This window comes from Nocardia sp. NPDC060249 (assembly GCF_042728755.1).
In the GTDB taxonomy this organism is placed as follows: Bacteria; Actinomycetota; Actinomycetes; order Mycobacteriales; family Mycobacteriaceae; genus Nocardia.
Genome location: NZ_JBHXAQ010000015.1, coordinates 1 through 14624 on the forward strand (window position 1 = coordinate 1; position 14624 = coordinate 14624).

Here is a 14624-nt window from a genome sequence, read left to right on the forward strand (position 1 = left end):
GCCGAGCGCCGACGTGCGCCGACCGCGCCGTGCGCCGACGTGCCGACCGCCGACGTGCGCCGACCGCGCCGTGCGCCGACGTGCCGACCGCCGACGTGCGCCGACCGCGCCGTGCGCCGACGTGCCGACCGCCGACCGCGCCGACGTGCCGACTGGTGGGTACGCCGAGATGAGCTGCGGGGGGATGTGTGTTGGTGCATGGCGTGTGAAATCCGCGGCTGTCACGTTTTCCGAGGTGTCCGTTGTCGGTTCTTCCAGGTCTGGCCGGTGATTGATGCGTGTCGAGCTGGGCGCCGTTGATCAGGGCCGAGTGAGAGGGTGAATCTGGTTCCTATTGTGGCGAGCCCCGGCAGAGCAAGTTAACATTTACCCATGGTAAATGTGCACCTCGCAGGGGCGAGGTTCCGTTCTCCACGTCGTGGTGAACGGCGTTGCACTGGGCTTTCGAGGAGATTGGGAGGGATCAGATGGCCGATACCGGCGATGGTGATGTGGTGGCGCCCGGGGGTTCCGGTGGGGGTTCCGGTGCGCGCCGCGCGCAGCGTGTGCGGCGCGATCAGAAGCGGGAGCGTCGGCCGAACATCCCTCGTGAGTTGGGAATCCACAAGTTAGAGGTCGTCGTGTCGGGGCCGGAGTTCAAGAAGCTGAAGGCCGCAGCCACGAAGGCCAGCATGACCGTGCAGTGGTACCTGGTGAAGTGCGCGCTGAATCCGACGAAGACGAGCAGTGAGTCAGGACCGTGGTTGCCGTGGCCGCAGCGGCAGGTGTTGGCTGCAACCTTGCTCTCGGCCACGAGCGCTCTTGATCGAGCATCCAATGACCAGTTGTCGCACCTCGGCGCGAACATGAATCAGATTGCCCATGCGGCCAATGCCGCAGGAATCACTGGGGAGATCTTGGACGATCTGGAGGCGGCTCTCGTCGAGCACCGGAAGGTCAGGGACATGGTTCGCGAGATCGCGGCGCGGATGGATGAGGCCGCGAAGGAGGTCGTGCGCCATTGATCCCGAAGATCAAGCGGGGGCAGAAGCTCGGCGGGTTGGTGGTCTACCTGCTGGGCGAGGGGCGCGCCAATGAACATCGTCACCGACATGTCATTGCGGGATCTGCGACCGTGATGCGGCCGGAGTGGTTGGCGACGTTCGATGGGCCCGCCGACAAGCGAGCTGCTCGTGACGCCGCGCTCGCGATCGCGAATGAGATCGAGATTCCCCGCAGGCTTCACGGCACCACGGTGAAGATGCGCGCGAAGCCCGCGCAGGGACAGCGCGGGCAAGGCACCGATGTGATCGAGCGCCCCGACAAGGGCGCGAAGGGTGTGCTTCGGGACGCGCCGGTCTGGCACTGCATCCTCTCGCTGAACCCGGGTGAAGAGCTCATGGATGAGCAGTGGAGCGACCTGATCAATGAGTTCATGGCCGAGATGGGATTCATAGGCGATGGTGATGTGGCAGAAGCACGTTGGGTTGCGATTCGCCACGGGCATTCCGGTGAGAAAGGGGACGGGCAAGACCACATCCACATCGCTGCCAGCTTGGTGCGTGAGGACGGGTCGGCCGTTGACACCTACTTCCGAGATCCGAAGACCGGCCGCCCGCGGGGCGACTTCGCGATGGCGCAAGCTGTCGCCAACAAACTCGAGCACCGTTACGGGTTGCAGGTTCTGGCGTCACGCGAAGAGGGTGGGGCGCTGTCAGGAAATTCGCGGGCAGAAGTAGAGCGCGCGGCGCGGACTGGAAGCCACTCCACTGACCGCGAAGTGCTGAGGAGAACAGTTCGGTCCTGCGCGGTCGCGTCGAAAACGGAGGCTGAGTTCGTGCGACGGTGCCAGATGTCTGGTGTCGCGGTGACGGCTCGGTTCGGTCGCGGCAAGGTGGTGGGGTACAGCTATCAGCTCGAGGGTGAGGATGGCCCCATTGGGCCTCGGCTCGGCGGGGCCAAAGGTCTGGGCGGACTTGGACTGCCAGCCCTGCGTGAGCAGTGGGATGACACGCCGGAGGAGCGTCAGGCGGCAGTGGCCGCGCTGCGCGGTGAGGGAGAGCAGGGTAGGGAGAGCCTTGACCTCGACAATCCGAAGCTGTGGCTGCAAGCGGCCCGTGACCTGGAAACGTGGAACAAAGAGCTGCGGCAGATTTCGCCCGATGACCGTGAGACATATGCGTGGGCGGCTGGACGGGCAGCTGGGGTGTTCTCGGCGTGGTCGGCGCGTGTAGAGCCTGACGGCGGGGTCCTTACCGACGCCGCCGACGAGCTGACCCGGTCAGCACAGCCACGCAACTCGACTCGGCAGTCGAGTTCTGCACGACCTGAGAGCATGCCGGATCTGGGTTGGGTCGCGGTAACCCTTACTCAATTGCGTCGCCGCACTGGCGGCGACCCGCTGTACGAGTCGATTCTGCTGATGCGCCAACTGCTGCTCACGCTGGCAGCGCTCGCATCGGCGCACGAGGCTCGCGCTGAGCTAGGGCGCGCGCTGCAATTGCGTGACCGGGCGGTCGAACCGCTGGCCGCGATGCACGCGCGCTACGCGGAGCTCTATGCCCACAAACCCTCCACGGCAACGCGCGTGGTCGAGGACGAAGAGCAGCGAGCCGAGCGGTTGCGCTCGGCCGGGCTCGATGAGGACACCATCGGCCAGATCGTGGCGGCAGAATCCGGGGCCGCTCGCCCAGGGAGCGTGCCGCGTGCCGGTGGGCAGGCTTATCGGGTCGCCGGGGATCCGCTCGCGCCCGAGAGACAAGCAGAGCAGAGGCGAGACGAGTTCGAGCGGTAGGTGCCCGGCCCTGGTCGTCTGACTACAGGGCGGGCCCTGCGTTGAGGTCGGTTCCCAGCTGCGCGTCGGTAGTTCCACTGCCGCGTAGCTGGGTCTCGGAATCCAACACCGCAGCGTGGCGACGGTTGAGTCTCAACGCCGTCGTTGCCCTAGCGAGGGCAGCAGTCGCCGTTTCGACGAGCTCGGAATCGAGTTCGCATGCGCGGTCGATCCGGTGGTACTGCTCATCGAGTGTTTCCGCGGCGAACTGAGCCGCTTCCCAGTCGGCGAGGGCGGGAGCTGCTGCGACAGCGGCCGCTGCTGAGTCACGAGCTGCGGCGACCGTCGCTGGGTCCGAGGTCCCAGCTGCGATGAGCTCGGCATCGGAGATCTCGGCCTGTGCCGTTTTGACGTCTTGCCCGCGTTGAACGATCTCGGTCAGATGCGTTCGTGCGAAGGCTTCGCGAGGCCTCTGTTGAGCCTCAGTGAGCGCCGACTCCAGTAGCCGGACCATCTGCTTGCTCTGCGCCACCCGAGCGTGTGCGGCCTTTGTCGAGCGTGCGAGGTCTTTGTCCGACATCGCGGCGAATGTCCGCTGTGCCGGGGTTGGGTCTTCGAGCGTGGCGATCAGCTTGGACACAGCGCCGCTGACCGGCAGGCCCGCCATGATGTCGGGTTCATCGAGTTCGATTCCGCGGGCGAGCCGGTGTGCCGTCACCCGGGTGATCAGTTCGTGGTGAATCGCTGCCCGTCGCGGATCTGATCCCGGATCCGGAAGGGACTCGACCCAGGACGGCGGAGCGTTCTCGACTGCCGCAGCGCCAGCGTGAACGTCCGCGAGCATCCGCCGGCCGAGGCCCCGTGCATAGGCTGCCAACTCTTCGTCTGCGACGGCCGCAGCGGAGGAAACCGCAGGGACATTGAGCACCATGAGCGGATCGTCGCGCCGGTAGCGGGTTTGGGGGCGAGCAGCGCGGAGGGCGCCCGCGAGCACTTTCGCGGGGGTGTTGTCGTCCTCGTCGAACTGTTGCTGAGCACCAGCCTGCTTGAGAGCACGCGCTGCGTGATCGAGCATTTCTCGGCTCGGCTGGCCGCGAGTCTCTGCGGCGGCGATGAGCTTCACGACCTGGCTCCAGCCATCGGATTCGACCACGAATGCGAGTTGTTGAGGTGTCAATCGGCGGCTGAGCTGCGTGCGCGTGTAGGTGTCGTAGAGCGCGGTTACCGCGTGTAGGTAGTTGCGGATCTGTTCAGGGAGTGACCGATCGAGTGCGGCTGCGCGCTCGAGCTGGACGAGCGCGGTCTCTTCGGATCCGTCGCGTTCGATGATGGTCTGCAGTACCTGAATGTGGTCAGGGTGCGGATCTGGGCGATGTTCGAAGTCGTAGTCGGGCAGCGCATCGTCCGGTACGTAGACGACATTCGATTCCGTACCGCGAGACATCGCGACGTAGAGCCCTTGCCGGTCCATCGCGTGTTGATCGGCCATGACCCGCGACACCTGCACTGTGAGGCCTTGCGCTCTATGAATTGTGCTCGCGTAGCCCAATTCGACGTGGTCGTGGACGTAGGAAGAGGGCAGGTAGACGTGTCCGGAGTTCGCGTTGTTGATCAGGGTGAGAGCCCCGTCAGGGTGGACGGTCGTGATGGTCCAAAGGTCGCCGTTGCGGACCCGCGAGTTCTTTCGCCCGGGTCGCTTGACCGGGAACTCGGAGGTGTTTCTGCGGCTGACGACGATGTCACCTGCGGCCGCACGCGAGCCATCGGACAACTCGGTTTCTGGACCGGACACATGGCCTGTGCTGCGGTAGTGCAGCGCGGCGCGCTCGTTGAGGGCGCCGACCATCTCCCGGGTGGGTGCGATCATGATGGCCACGGTGCCTGCAGCGATGTCGGCGGCGTAGTCGGCAAAGAGCTGTTCCGGGAGTTGGTGTTTCATCGCCGACTTGATTCGGTCATTGTCGGCGTACCAGTCCACAACGTCAGCGCTGCCTGCGCGCAGCGCGAGGCTGATCTGGGCTTCTTCCGGATTGACGAATCGATGTACTCGGCTGAGGAACGGGGCGTTCGTGAGTTCGGCGAGATCGCGCAGCACGCCACTGGATTCGACGGCGGCCAGCTGTTGTGGGTCGCCGAGGAGTCGCACGACTGCGCCGCTGGATTCAGCGAGCGCGGTGAGATCGGCCAGGTCGCGCGCTGAGGCCATGGCCGCTTCGTCGACCAAAAGCATGTCACCTGTGCTGATTCCGGTGGGTAGCCCATTTTCGGCGCACGTGAGCACATGGGCGATCGTGCGTCCGGTGACGGCAAGTCGGTCACCGAGAACTTCGGCTGCTTGGGCGGAAGGGCCGAGCGCAATGACTTTGGCTCCGGTCGATTCCCACGCTCGGGCTACGACTTCGGCGGCGGTGGACTTGCCGGACCCGGCCGCACCGACGGCGACCGCTACGAGCGTCCGCGACTGGAGGAAGTGATCGACCATGGCGAGTTGGTCGTCGCTGAGCGCGAAATCGTCGGGCCCAGACTCGCGGCGAGTGCGGTTTTGAACCAGTTGGACGTGTCGGCGGATTGCCGTGGTGGATATCGCTAGCTCGCTGTCGGTGGCCGCGGCGGTGCGCATGTAGTCGCAGGCCTCGAGCACCTGTTCGGAGGTGTACTTGATCGTCGCGTACTCCTCGGACTCCAGCCGGTGATGGGTATCGGAGATCTGTTCGGCGATCGTTGGTGGTGCCGCGTGCCTCTCCACATGGATGGGTCGGCTCAGGGTGTCCTGCACAAGATCGCTGATCTGCTCAGAGGCCTGGTGAAGATCCTCGGGCGAGGCGAATGAATAGGCGCGCAATGTGCGCTGGACCTGGGCGACGATCGTGTATCGAGTCCAAGTGCCAGCCTCACGCGAGAGCCTGTCCGCAGTCATGCGGGCTAGATCACCGACGGCGTCGCGGTGAAACCGCGGTCGACGGTCCCCGGCCGATCCGACCGTAGTGAGCGGGTCAAGGTCGAGCAGCGTTTCGTGGACGTGGCCTGCGGCGATCACCTTTTGAGCGCGACTGCGCCACTCCGCGCGCAGCTCAGCCAGACTGCGCGGCGGATTCTTGCTGTTGCGAGTGTCGAGTGTTGCGCGTTGGGCATGGGCGTACTGCGTGCGCTTGGGCGGGTTCTTGCCGTGCTGCGCACGATAGATCTCAGCCAGTTCCGCTTGGCGGGCCTCGATCTGGGCGCGTCGTGAGAACTCCTCTATCAAGGACAGCGGGACGCCTTGGACCTCGTAGACAGGATGGCGTTTGGTCAACGTGTCCGAGCGCGGTCCGAAGGTGACACCGAGTAGACGTGCGACTTTGTCCATCACCAGGGTGTTGTAGGTTTCGCTGGCCGAGACTGCGGCCTTGTACAACACGCGTCCGTCGATGCTGGTCCACGTTCCTTTGGCCATGACGCGGTTGACCACTGCGCAGTGTGTGTGAAGGTTCGGATCGGATGCGCGGTTGTCCCAGTGGTCGAATCGCGCGACGAGTAGACCATCTGCCTTGACCTGGTTCGCGCCGCCGGCGCCGCGGCGGGTGTAGATGACCTTGTCCTCGATGTAGGCCAGGGTTTCGTCGACGGCCTCGCGGTGAGCACGCTCGACGGCTTCCTTCATTCTCGCGTCGCCGAGACCCCAGATCGCACTGATGCTCTTGACTGGCGTGAAAACGAGGTCGTATCCAGCCACCGGGCGCCGGACCTTCGAATATGCCTCGGCGATGAACCGATCCGTCTCTTCGACGGTGAGCAGCGACTTCGGCGTTGTGCGGGTGAGGATGGCTGTGGCTACCTCACGCTTGAGCGTGAGCGAGATCGCGGCATCCGGATACTCGCCGTGAGCGGCCTTGTGCTCGGCGCTGTGTCGGAGTACCTCCTGGACGAGCTCGCTGGAATTGTCGAAGGCACTGAAAGGTCGTCCCAGCGCGGCGGCGCGGGATGCGTTGGCGGACAGCTCCCATCGGTCTGGGTTCCGGCGGTGCTGTTCTGCAAGCGCCGCAAGGTCGGCTCCGCGATTCGGCCGCCACGCCCCGCCGAAGACCTGGATCATCTGGTCTTCGGTGACCTGTTCACCTGATCGCACTCCTGCGGCCGCTGTCAGCGCGCCGAACCACTGGCCTGGGGGAGTGCCTTTGGCGTTGTAGTAGTCGACGATCTTCGATTTCGACTGCTCAGTGGTGTCGCCCACAGCAACATGACGAGTCAAGTAGACGTAGCCGTCCCCCGCATGGAGCTTATGGACGGTCATCACTACGCCCAATGTAGCGGCCAAATGGCCGCTTTTCACTCCAGAGTGCAAGAGGTGTGTGGAAAGTTTTGGCTGTGGCGGGGGATTGAGGGAGCTGACATGGATTGTGAGGGTGTCGGCTCTGATGCTGCAGCGATGTATGGGAATTCGTTTCCTGCGGGTTTCGTGTGGTCCTGGGGTAGTGATCCGCGGCATCGAGAGCTCGACCTTGTTCGTGTGAGCAGACGCGAGTGCGCGATCACCATGCACGGCACCTTGGCTTCGTTGGGGGTGGTCGTCGACGCACAACCCACGCTCGGCGGTGGCGGTCGGCGGTCGGCACCTCGGCGGTCCGGCACTCGGCACCTCGGCGGTCCGGCGGTCGGCGGTTCGGCGGCAGCGAGGCTGGGTGGTTCGGCGTGGTTCAGCGGTTCGGAAGCCCTGGCCCCACCCGCCGGCAGTAGATGCTCGGCGGCATGGTCGGCGGTTCGGCGCACGGCGGTTCGGCGGTTCGCCGCATCTCCCGCGCTCCGTGCTTCAGCGCACGGCGGTCGGCGGTTCGCCGCACGGACGAACAGTGCTCGGCGGGCACGCAACCCATGGTCGGCGCCTCGGCCACTCGGCGGTTCGGCGGTTCGGAAGCCCTGGCCCCGCCGGACGCCAGTAGATGCTCGGCGGCACGGTCGGCGGTTCGGTGCACGGCGGTTCGGTGTTCGAGGTTCGGCGGTTCGGCGGTTCGCAGCACAGACGGACAGTGCTCGGCGGGCACGCAACCCACGGTCGGCGGGTTGGTGGCAACGAGACTGAGTGGTTCGCGGCGGTCCCCGGGTAGGTGCTCGGCGGCAAGGCCGGTGGAGCTCGGCGGGAGTGACGCTGGGCGTTTCGGCGCTCAAAGCACAAGCCCCGTACCGCGTTGCCCTTCTACGGGGCGGCGGTACGGGGCTTGGGGGAAGGTCAGCCGCTCCTGGTGCTCGCGGCCGATGTGTGGTGTCCCTCTCGATTTGGGGGAGGGACGCCACAGAGCTGGGTATCAGAACGGCGGTTCGTCATCCATGCGGCCGCCGCTCCCGAAGGAGCTGGCCGCAGGCGCGCTACCCCACGGATCGTCTTCCCCACCGGCATTGCTGCCGCTTGCCGGACGTCCGCCGCCATTGTTGGCGTTGTAGCCGCCGCCTCCTCCACCGCGACCGGCCTTGGAGACCTTCGCCGTCGCGTAACGCAACGAGGGACCGACTTCGTCAACCTCGAGCTCGACCACAGTGCGCTTCTCACCCTCGCGGGTTTCGTAGGAGCGCTGCTTGAGCCGACCGCTCACGATGACGCGAGCGCCTCGGGTCAGGCTCTCGGCGACGTTCTCCGCTGCTTCACGCCAGATGTTGCAGCGCAGGAACAGAGCCTCGCCGTCTTTCCATTCGTTCGAATTGCGATCGAACACACGGGGAGTCGACGCGACGGTGAAATTTGCCACCGCTGCACCTGCGGGTGTGTGTCGAAGCTCCGGGTCTGCGGTCAAGTTTCCGATGACCGTGATGATCGTGTCGCCTGCCATGGTGTTTCCTCCAAAGGTTGTGGTCTGTGCATGAGTTGGTGTCAGACCGTGAGTGAGTGAGTGAGTGAGCGGTGGGCTGCTACGGGCGGCCGAAGCGGAACGAGGTGAACGATCCGCCGTCCTCGATGTCGGCGATGAACCCCAGTGCGGCGAGGCGTGCGAGCTCCTCGGGGGTGAACGCGTCTGGGTCGGAGCCGACCACGAGGACGTCGTGGTGACAGGAGAAGGGCCCGGCTTCGGCGGTGCCATGCTTCGCTAGTAGTGCCAGCGCCTCGAGCAGGTCGTTCCATGCTGGCGGGTAGGGGGAGGTCATGTGGTTGTGGATCTCCTTAGTGGAATGCAGAGGTTAGGACCAGTGGGCCTTGGGATGTCGGCACTACTGGGGGGCCATCGCATTGGCAGCGGTCATGTAGTCGGCGGTCGCGATAAGCAGTGCCGTCATCAGATCGGGGCCTGCAGAGCTGGCGACGGCATCTGCGCCGTCGCATGCGTGGTCGGCGTGGTGGTACATCGAGACCCGCCACTGGGTGATCTCGGAGCGGCTCGTGGCGAGGTCGCCATCGCCGGTGCCGATCAGCATCCAGAGCATGTTGGTGTCGACCTCGATCGCCACCCACTGGGGACTCTCGCTGACGACTCCGACACGCACGCCGAGCGTGCGCAGCTGTTCGATTTCAGGGGCGTGGACTTCCAGGTAGACGTCCGCCTGGTCGGGGTCCAGGTCGGGGAAGTAGCGCAATTTCTCTCCTCGGGTTGGGGGTGGTTGGTGTCCGACAACCACTCAATAAATATATTACCCGATGACCTGGATTCTGTCGACTCGAATGACTGGAAGTTCTGGTGCAATCCTCAGCTCACCAGCGGTTTTCGGCGCTCAGCTGTTTCCGCGGTCGCCGAATAGATCGAGCTGCTCGGCGACCGTCAACGGCTGCCGAACAGTGCGACCAGGTGCAGAGCCAACCGGGCTCGTCGGTACTCGTCGCAGTGTCTGCTGTCCCAACCGAGCCGCGATTTCAGCAGGGTCCATCCCCGCCTGCAACATGCGATCTCTCGCGGTCGCGCGCAACACATTCGGCGAGATGTCGAGACCCGCGCCGATCCCCGCGGTGCGCACGATCTGGTCGACGCTGCGGGCCGACAGCCGTCGTGCCTCGGGCTCGGTGCGCCGAAGCGAGCCCGGTCGCAGCGTGACGAAAAGAGCTGTCGCGTCCTGATCGCGGGCGCCCAGCACGCGGGGCCGGATCGCGAGCCATGGCTGGATCAACACAATCGTCTGGCGGTGCAACGGTACGAGGCGCCGCCGGCCTCGGGTATCGGTGACAACGACCTGGGCACCCACGCTGTTGAGGTCGGTTTCGTCTAGCGCGAGCAACTCCAGTTCTCGGAGTCCGGCGTCGAGTCCGAGTGCCAGCATCGCCAGCGCACGCGCACCCACCTCCGCGTTCCTGTCCGCTTCGGCTGCTGCAGCGGCCAGCAAGGCGCGCTGCTCGGGCGCACTGAGGCTGCGTGCCGGTGAAGCGTCGTGGTCGACGCGCTGGTCGATGGGGCGGCCGAGGCCGAGGTAGTCGTAGAAGTGGGTTAAGGCGGCGACGCTGACATTGGTTGTCCCGCTGGCCAGATCGGGGCGATCAGCGCGATAGGCCGCGACGGCGCGGTCACGGCCGGACTCGGTCAGCAGGGCTTCGGGATGGTCTTCGGCGACGGTGCTGATCCACGCGAGGTAGTGGCTGGCGAACTTGAGATAGGAGCTGCGGGTGTTGGGGGACAACCGGCGGCCGCCGAGAGATTCGGCGAAGCCTTCGAGTGAGGCGCTGGACATCGCGACCGAGAGCGGCGTCGGCGGTGCCTGCTCGTTGGTGTCGTTGTCGTGCACGCGCGCCTCCCGGTGTCCTTGCGATCTTTTGAGGATGCCAACTGGCACTGACAGACCGACCGAGAGTTACCCGCAACAAAGCCCTTGTTGCGGGTAACTCGTTGTGGAGTGGTGACAACGGCGCAGTGAACCCACCGCCCATACACTCGACGGGCGTGAGGAACACGAAGTCAGCGGTCGCACGATCCACGCGACAACATACCCGCCGCGCACTCGACCAGGCCGAGACGAAGGCGCGTGAACGCAGAGCTGCCCGACGCGATGACCTCGCCGAACTCGTCGACATCGTGCATGGTGCCCAGAAAGCCCACGCGGCGGTGGCGCGTGGGCTGGCAAGGCACGAGGGTCGGATCGAGAAGTGGTACGCAGCTGCGCTGGCACGTCTCGGCGCGCTCAGAGACCTCAAGCTCGAACGAGCACGCAACGCGGTGGCCGCTGATCTTGCTGTCGCGCAGCGGGATCTGGATACCGCGTTACTGGCACTCGCCGGCCGGGCCACGATCGCGGAGCTGCGCGAGCTGGCCGGGCTCACCGACAGGGCTGCACGATCAGCTCACACGGCAGCTCGTCAGCGCTGAGTAGCGGCCAACTGCTGACGGATCAACGCGACCCGCTCCAGCACGACATCTTTCGATGCACCGTCCCAACGGATGCTGTGCGGTGCGACTGTCGGCACGGCCGCGAAGTGCGTACGCAGGTGGGCCGGATTGATGTGCCAGCTCAGTTGGCCACACGGGCTGTCGATGTAGATCACCGGGACATCGGGGGCTTTGGGGTCGTTGTAGGCGATCGCTGCGGGAAACAGCGAGGCCAGCACAGAAATCAGCGCGGCACGCTCGTTGTACAGCTCGCGGGCCTTGCTCGTGTCGGCGGCTATTTTGTCGGCCAGTTCGGTCACGGGTGCTCCTCGAAGGGGTTCATCGAGTAGCCGGGTCGCGGGTGTCCGGTCCGCGTCACCGCCTACGGGAAGGCCGCAGGGATCATTTGGCGATCCCCGCGGCCTGGTGTGTGATGGGCGCCAGGTGTCGACTGCATCGGCCCGGCGCGCACGATTACGTCAGTGCTGCTCGATGTCGGGGGCGCGCGTGGTCAGCACGACCGACCGTCCGGGGTTGGCAGCGTTGTGCTGGCGCAGGATGTCGGCTTGCTCGGTGGTGATCGCGGCGACGACGGCGAGCTGGTCGCGGAGCGGGCCGTCTTCGATCCAGGCGAGCTGGTCGCCATCGGGGTCGTGCAGGACCGAGACGAACCTGTCGTCGTCGCCGTCGTGGTCCAGCAACGCGTTGCTCACCTCCACGCGCAAACCGCAGGGCAGGATTCCCACGATCGCCAAACTCGTGCCGCCGAGACAGTCCAGCTGGGCACCGGCTGGGCAGTGGTGGTCCACCAACGCGATCTCGGCGCTGTAGCGGTCGGTGAAGGTCGTGATGGGATCGGGCATAGCTCCTCTCCTTGGTGGTGGTTGGGTGTCGTCACGGGGCCACACGACGCTTCGCGGGCCCACTTCGGCGAGCGCGTAAGACACTTCGACCGAGCGTGTGTTGCAGTTCGCCACGTAGGCGAACACGGTGTAACCGTCGTCGTCAGTGACGCTGACCTCGGCGGTGCCAGGCGTGCCGAAGTCGCTCGCGACCAATTCGGCGAGTGCCTGCGCGATGGTGGTGATGAGGGCGAGTTGTTCGCTGCTCCACCTGCCGGTCGAATGTCGAGCGTTGGCGACGACGATCGGGTTCGAGGGCTCGGTGAGGGCTTTGAGCTCGACGGTCATGCTCATGGGGCTCCTTCGTGGTGGTGGCGCGGTCGGTCAGATCCAGAAGAGGGTGGTCTGGGCGGCGGTTTCGCGGGACCAGGACAAGACGTTGGGCAGGTTGGCATCAGGGGCGTACGTGAGGTACGTGCCGTCGACGCTGTGGCAGCCGATCGCGGCGGCGTACTGGTAGCGGCGCCGACTGTTCACCCGGCCCATATGGACCCAGATGCCCAAACTCGCTGCGACGGAGGCGATGTTGGCTGCCTCGGCGCTGAGCTTCCATTCGGTGGAGCCGCCGATGAACAGGGCGTCGATCTCGTCCCAGGGATGCCAGCTGTCGAACTCCATGTAGTTCTGGGCGACGAACGCTGCAGGGAATCCGAGTTCACGGATGCGGGGCAGCATGTCCCGGGACCGGGCCAGGGTCTCCCAGTGGTTGCCGACGACGTCGGGGGCGGTGACAAACAGGCATCGGTCAGCGAGAGGCTGCAACCTCGCCAGCCAGCGCAGGTACTCGTCGTCGCCTGGGTAAGCGCCGGTGAACACGCCGTTGTCGGCGCACCATGCTGGCCAGGCGCGATCGATGCGGTTGCCCTGGGCGGGGGTTGCGATTGCGCCGAGCTCGCCGGTGCGGATGTGTTGGCGGATGCTGTCGGTGCAGGGCGGCGTGATGTAGATCGGGTAGTTCGGCTCGATCACGGGCGGTCAGTCGTTCTGTTCGAAATAGCTTGTCAGCAGGTGGGCGGCTGCGATGTTGGGTCCGGGTGCACCCTCGTGCAGCCAGCTGTCGCGATTCATCTCCAGGTTGTCGGCGAGCTGTTCGGCCTCGGCCCGCAGCGCAGCGAGTTGGACAACGCGCCCGTTTGTCCAAGCCTCGAGATGGGGGTAGTCCGAGCGCGTCGCCCACGCGGTGGCAATCATCTTTGCCTCGTCGTAGGTCAGCGTCGTGTTTTCTGGGTCTCGCGCGGCGAGACGGTGGACCGTGCCCTTGTAGGTGAACGGTTCGCCGGTCAGGTAGCGCACGAGAGCATCGGCGGCGGCGACCGCAGCGTCATAGCTGACATCCTCGGCGAAAAACGGCCAGCGGGCAGCGAGGCGAGCCGAGGTGATTTCGTCGAGCAGTCGGTCGGCCTGGCTGATCACTGTCGACATCGAGACGCCTTCGGCTTCGACGTCGTAATCGTCATCTGCCCACATGCACAAGGAGTGGTACGGGTCGCTGCCCCAGAACATCGCGCCGCTGAAATCGGTCATCCACCGCAATGCCACAGCTTTGGCTTCCAGCTCGCTGATCGTGGTCGTCGGGTCGGCTGCCAGCCTGTCGAGCAGTCGGTCGTAGAGCAGTTCTGCGTCGAACATCAGTGCCTTTCGGGATGGGGGGTTCTTTGAGATCGGTCGCGGTGGTGGGTGTCCGGTCCACCACCGCGACCGTGGGTCAGTTCCGAGCTCTGGGCGCGTCCTCGAAGACAGAAAGCCTTGCGCCAGCGCGGTCTTGGATGATCAGTCCGGCCGGGATGTCGACCGACAGGTAGTGACGCCAGGGAGCCACAATGCGGGCGCGACGTGTGCCGTCGGCGAGGGCTCCGATTTCGAGCTGGTACCCCTCGGGGTCGGCGAAGATGAATTGAACGGGTTCTGCTTCGCCCTCGGCGAGGCTCTCAGCAACGCTGTCGGTGACCTCGGTGGGAATCGGCTCGATGCACTCCAGCAGACAATTGCCTGCCGAGTCGTAGTCGTACTTGTCGAAGTCGCAGATCAGCTGGCCAGATTCTGGCCAGTACTGCCAGTCGTGCTCGCTGACCGCGATCTTGATCGCTGCCTCAGCACTCGGACGTGCGATGCTGCGGAGTTCGGCGCCGCAGTGGTCGCACGCGGGCCAGACGAGGGTGGCTGTGTGTACCGTCACCGGTCCACCTTTCGGTTGTGCCACAAGCACTCTCGTGGCGGCTACTTGTGATGGAGCGACGCGTGTGGGCGGCCGGGCGAGCCTGGCCGCCCACAGCGGCGATCACGAGCTAGGCGGCCACGATGACCTTGGGGAAGCGGTAGAGATTTCCGTCAGCGCTCCACGACATCAACTGGTCGGTGATGTCGTCGACGTGCGCGCCGGTGATCGCTGCGATCGTGTTGGCCGTTGAGACCACCGCCGACATCTCATCGGTGCAGACCTTCAGCGTGCCGTCGACGATCGAGTAGCTCAGATCAGCCCCGACAGAGTTTCCGATCAGTGCTGCTTCGATCAGCTTGAGCTGTGCGCGGGTGATCACGGTCATGGGTGACTCCTTCGAGATCGGGTGCTGACGGCGGTCCGGGTGCCGCCAGCGGGGGTTCGGTAGAACTTCCGCCCTACTGATAAATAGATTACCCGATCAAATTCGTATTGTCGAATCGGCACGTCGAATGCCATTCCGTGCCAGCTAAATCGGGGATTCGCTTTGTCTCACACCGCGT

The 14624-nt window shown here is 65.2% G+C and carries 14 protein-coding genes; 3 read left to right on the forward strand and 11 right to left on the reverse strand.

Annotated features, from left to right (window positions below):
• Window positions 1-467 precede the first annotated feature (467 nt).
• Both mobC and ACFWFP_RS30925 read left to right on the forward strand, forming a co-directional pair.
• Complete coding sequence (gene mobC / locus ACFWFP_RS30920; protein WP_379300945.1) at window positions 468-1004, forward strand: plasmid mobilization relaxosome protein MobC; 537 nt, start codon at window positions 468-470, stop codon at window positions 1002-1004.
• Entirely contained in the window at window positions 1001-2773 is a 1773-nt protein-coding gene (locus ACFWFP_RS30925; protein ID WP_379300947.1) for a relaxase/mobilization nuclease domain-containing protein, read from the forward strand. The genes mobC and ACFWFP_RS30925 overlap by 4 nt, the downstream gene beginning before the upstream one ends.
• A 22-nt stretch (window positions 2774-2795) precedes the next feature.
• Here ACFWFP_RS30925 and mobF read toward each other — a convergent pair whose 3' ends face one another.
• From mobF to ACFWFP_RS30950, 5 genes are all read right to left on the reverse strand, one after another.
• Entirely contained in the window at window positions 2796-7022 is a 4227-nt protein-coding gene (mobF, locus tag ACFWFP_RS30930; RefSeq protein WP_379300949.1) for a MobF family relaxase, read from the reverse strand.
• 1009 nt (window positions 7023-8031) lie between these two features.
• The gene (locus tag ACFWFP_RS30935; RefSeq protein WP_379300951.1) at window positions 8032-8550 is read right to left on the reverse strand and encodes a single-stranded DNA-binding protein; all 519 of its coding nucleotides are present in this window, start codon (window positions 8548-8550) and stop codon (window positions 8032-8034) included.
• 79 nt (window positions 8551-8629) lie between these two features.
• On the reverse strand, window positions 8630-8863 hold the full coding sequence (locus ACFWFP_RS30940) for a hypothetical protein (RefSeq protein ID WP_379300953.1): 234 nt from the start codon (window positions 8861-8863) through the stop codon (window positions 8630-8632).
• Between the two features lie 63 nt (window positions 8864-8926).
• Window positions 8927-9289 carry a hypothetical protein gene (locus ACFWFP_RS30945; protein WP_379300955.1) on the reverse strand — a complete coding sequence of 121 codons (363 nt, stop codon included), beginning with the start codon at window positions 9287-9289 and terminating at the stop codon, window positions 8927-8929.
• Window positions 9290-9424: 135 nt separating this feature from the next.
• Entirely contained in the window at window positions 9425-10423 is a 999-nt protein-coding gene (locus tag ACFWFP_RS30950; protein ID WP_379300957.1) for a tyrosine-type recombinase/integrase, read from the reverse strand.
• Window positions 10424-10578: 155 nt separating this feature from the next.
• Here ACFWFP_RS30950 and ACFWFP_RS30955 point away from each other — a divergent pair, with 155 nt between their 5' ends.
• Window positions 10579-11001, forward strand: a complete 423-nt coding sequence (locus ACFWFP_RS30955; protein WP_379300959.1) for a hypothetical protein — start codon at window positions 10579-10581, stop codon at window positions 10999-11001.
• Here the strand turns inward: ACFWFP_RS30955 and ACFWFP_RS30960 are convergent.
• From ACFWFP_RS30960 to ACFWFP_RS30985, 6 genes are all read right to left on the reverse strand, one after another.
• Window positions 10992-11321 carry a hypothetical protein gene (locus tag ACFWFP_RS30960; protein WP_379300961.1) on the reverse strand — a complete coding sequence of 110 codons (330 nt, stop codon included), beginning with the start codon at window positions 11319-11321 and terminating at the stop codon, window positions 10992-10994. The genes ACFWFP_RS30955 and ACFWFP_RS30960 overlap by 10 nt on opposite strands.
• Before the next feature lie 159 nt (window positions 11322-11480).
• The gene (locus tag ACFWFP_RS30965; protein WP_379300963.1) at window positions 11481-12197 is read right to left on the reverse strand and encodes a hypothetical protein; all 717 of its coding nucleotides are present in this window, start codon (window positions 12195-12197) and stop codon (window positions 11481-11483) included.
• A gap of 30 nt (window positions 12198-12227) precedes the next feature.
• Window positions 12228-12872: a hypothetical protein gene (locus ACFWFP_RS30970; protein WP_379300965.1), complete on the reverse strand. Its 645-nt coding sequence runs from the start codon at window positions 12870-12872 to the stop codon at window positions 12228-12230.
• 6 nt (window positions 12873-12878) lie between these two features.
• Complete coding sequence (locus ACFWFP_RS30975; RefSeq protein ID WP_379300967.1) at window positions 12879-13427, reverse strand: hypothetical protein; 549 nt, start codon at window positions 13425-13427, stop codon at window positions 12879-12881.
• A 181-nt stretch (window positions 13428-13608) separates the two neighbouring features.
• Complete coding sequence (locus ACFWFP_RS30980) at window positions 13609-14079, reverse strand: hypothetical protein (RefSeq protein WP_379300969.1); 471 nt, start codon at window positions 14077-14079, stop codon at window positions 13609-13611.
• A gap of 109 nt (window positions 14080-14188) precedes the next feature.
• A complete protein-coding gene (locus ACFWFP_RS30985; protein WP_379300971.1) occupies window positions 14189-14446 on the reverse strand; it encodes a hypothetical protein in 258 nt (85 codons plus the stop codon).
• Window positions 14447-14624: the final 178 nt, after the last annotated feature.

Coding starts and splice junctions, on each gene's coding strand:
- mobC (WP_379300945.1), top strand. CDS start 468: ATGGCCGATACCGGCGATGGTGATGTGGTGGCGCCCGGGGGTTCCGGT.
- mobF (WP_379300949.1), bottom strand. CDS start 7,022: ATGACCGTCCATAAGCTCCATGCGGGGGACGGCTACGTCTACTTGACT.
- ACFWFP_RS30935 (WP_379300951.1), bottom strand. CDS start 8,550: ATGGCAGGCGACACGATCATCACGGTCATCGGAAACTTGACCGCAGAC.
- ACFWFP_RS30940 (WP_379300953.1), bottom strand. CDS start 8,863: ATGACCTCCCCCTACCCGCCAGCATGGAACGACCTGCTCGAGGCGCTG.
- ACFWFP_RS30965 (WP_379300963.1), bottom strand. CDS start 12,197: ATGAGCATGACCGTCGAGCTCAAAGCCCTCACCGAGCCCTCGAACCCG.
- ACFWFP_RS30975 (WP_379300967.1), bottom strand. CDS start 13,427: ATGACCGATTTCAGCGGCGCGATGTTCTGGGGCAGCGACCCGTACCAC.
- ACFWFP_RS30985 (WP_379300971.1), bottom strand. CDS start 14,446: ATGACCGTGATCACCCGCGCACAGCTCAAGCTGATCGAAGCAGCACTG.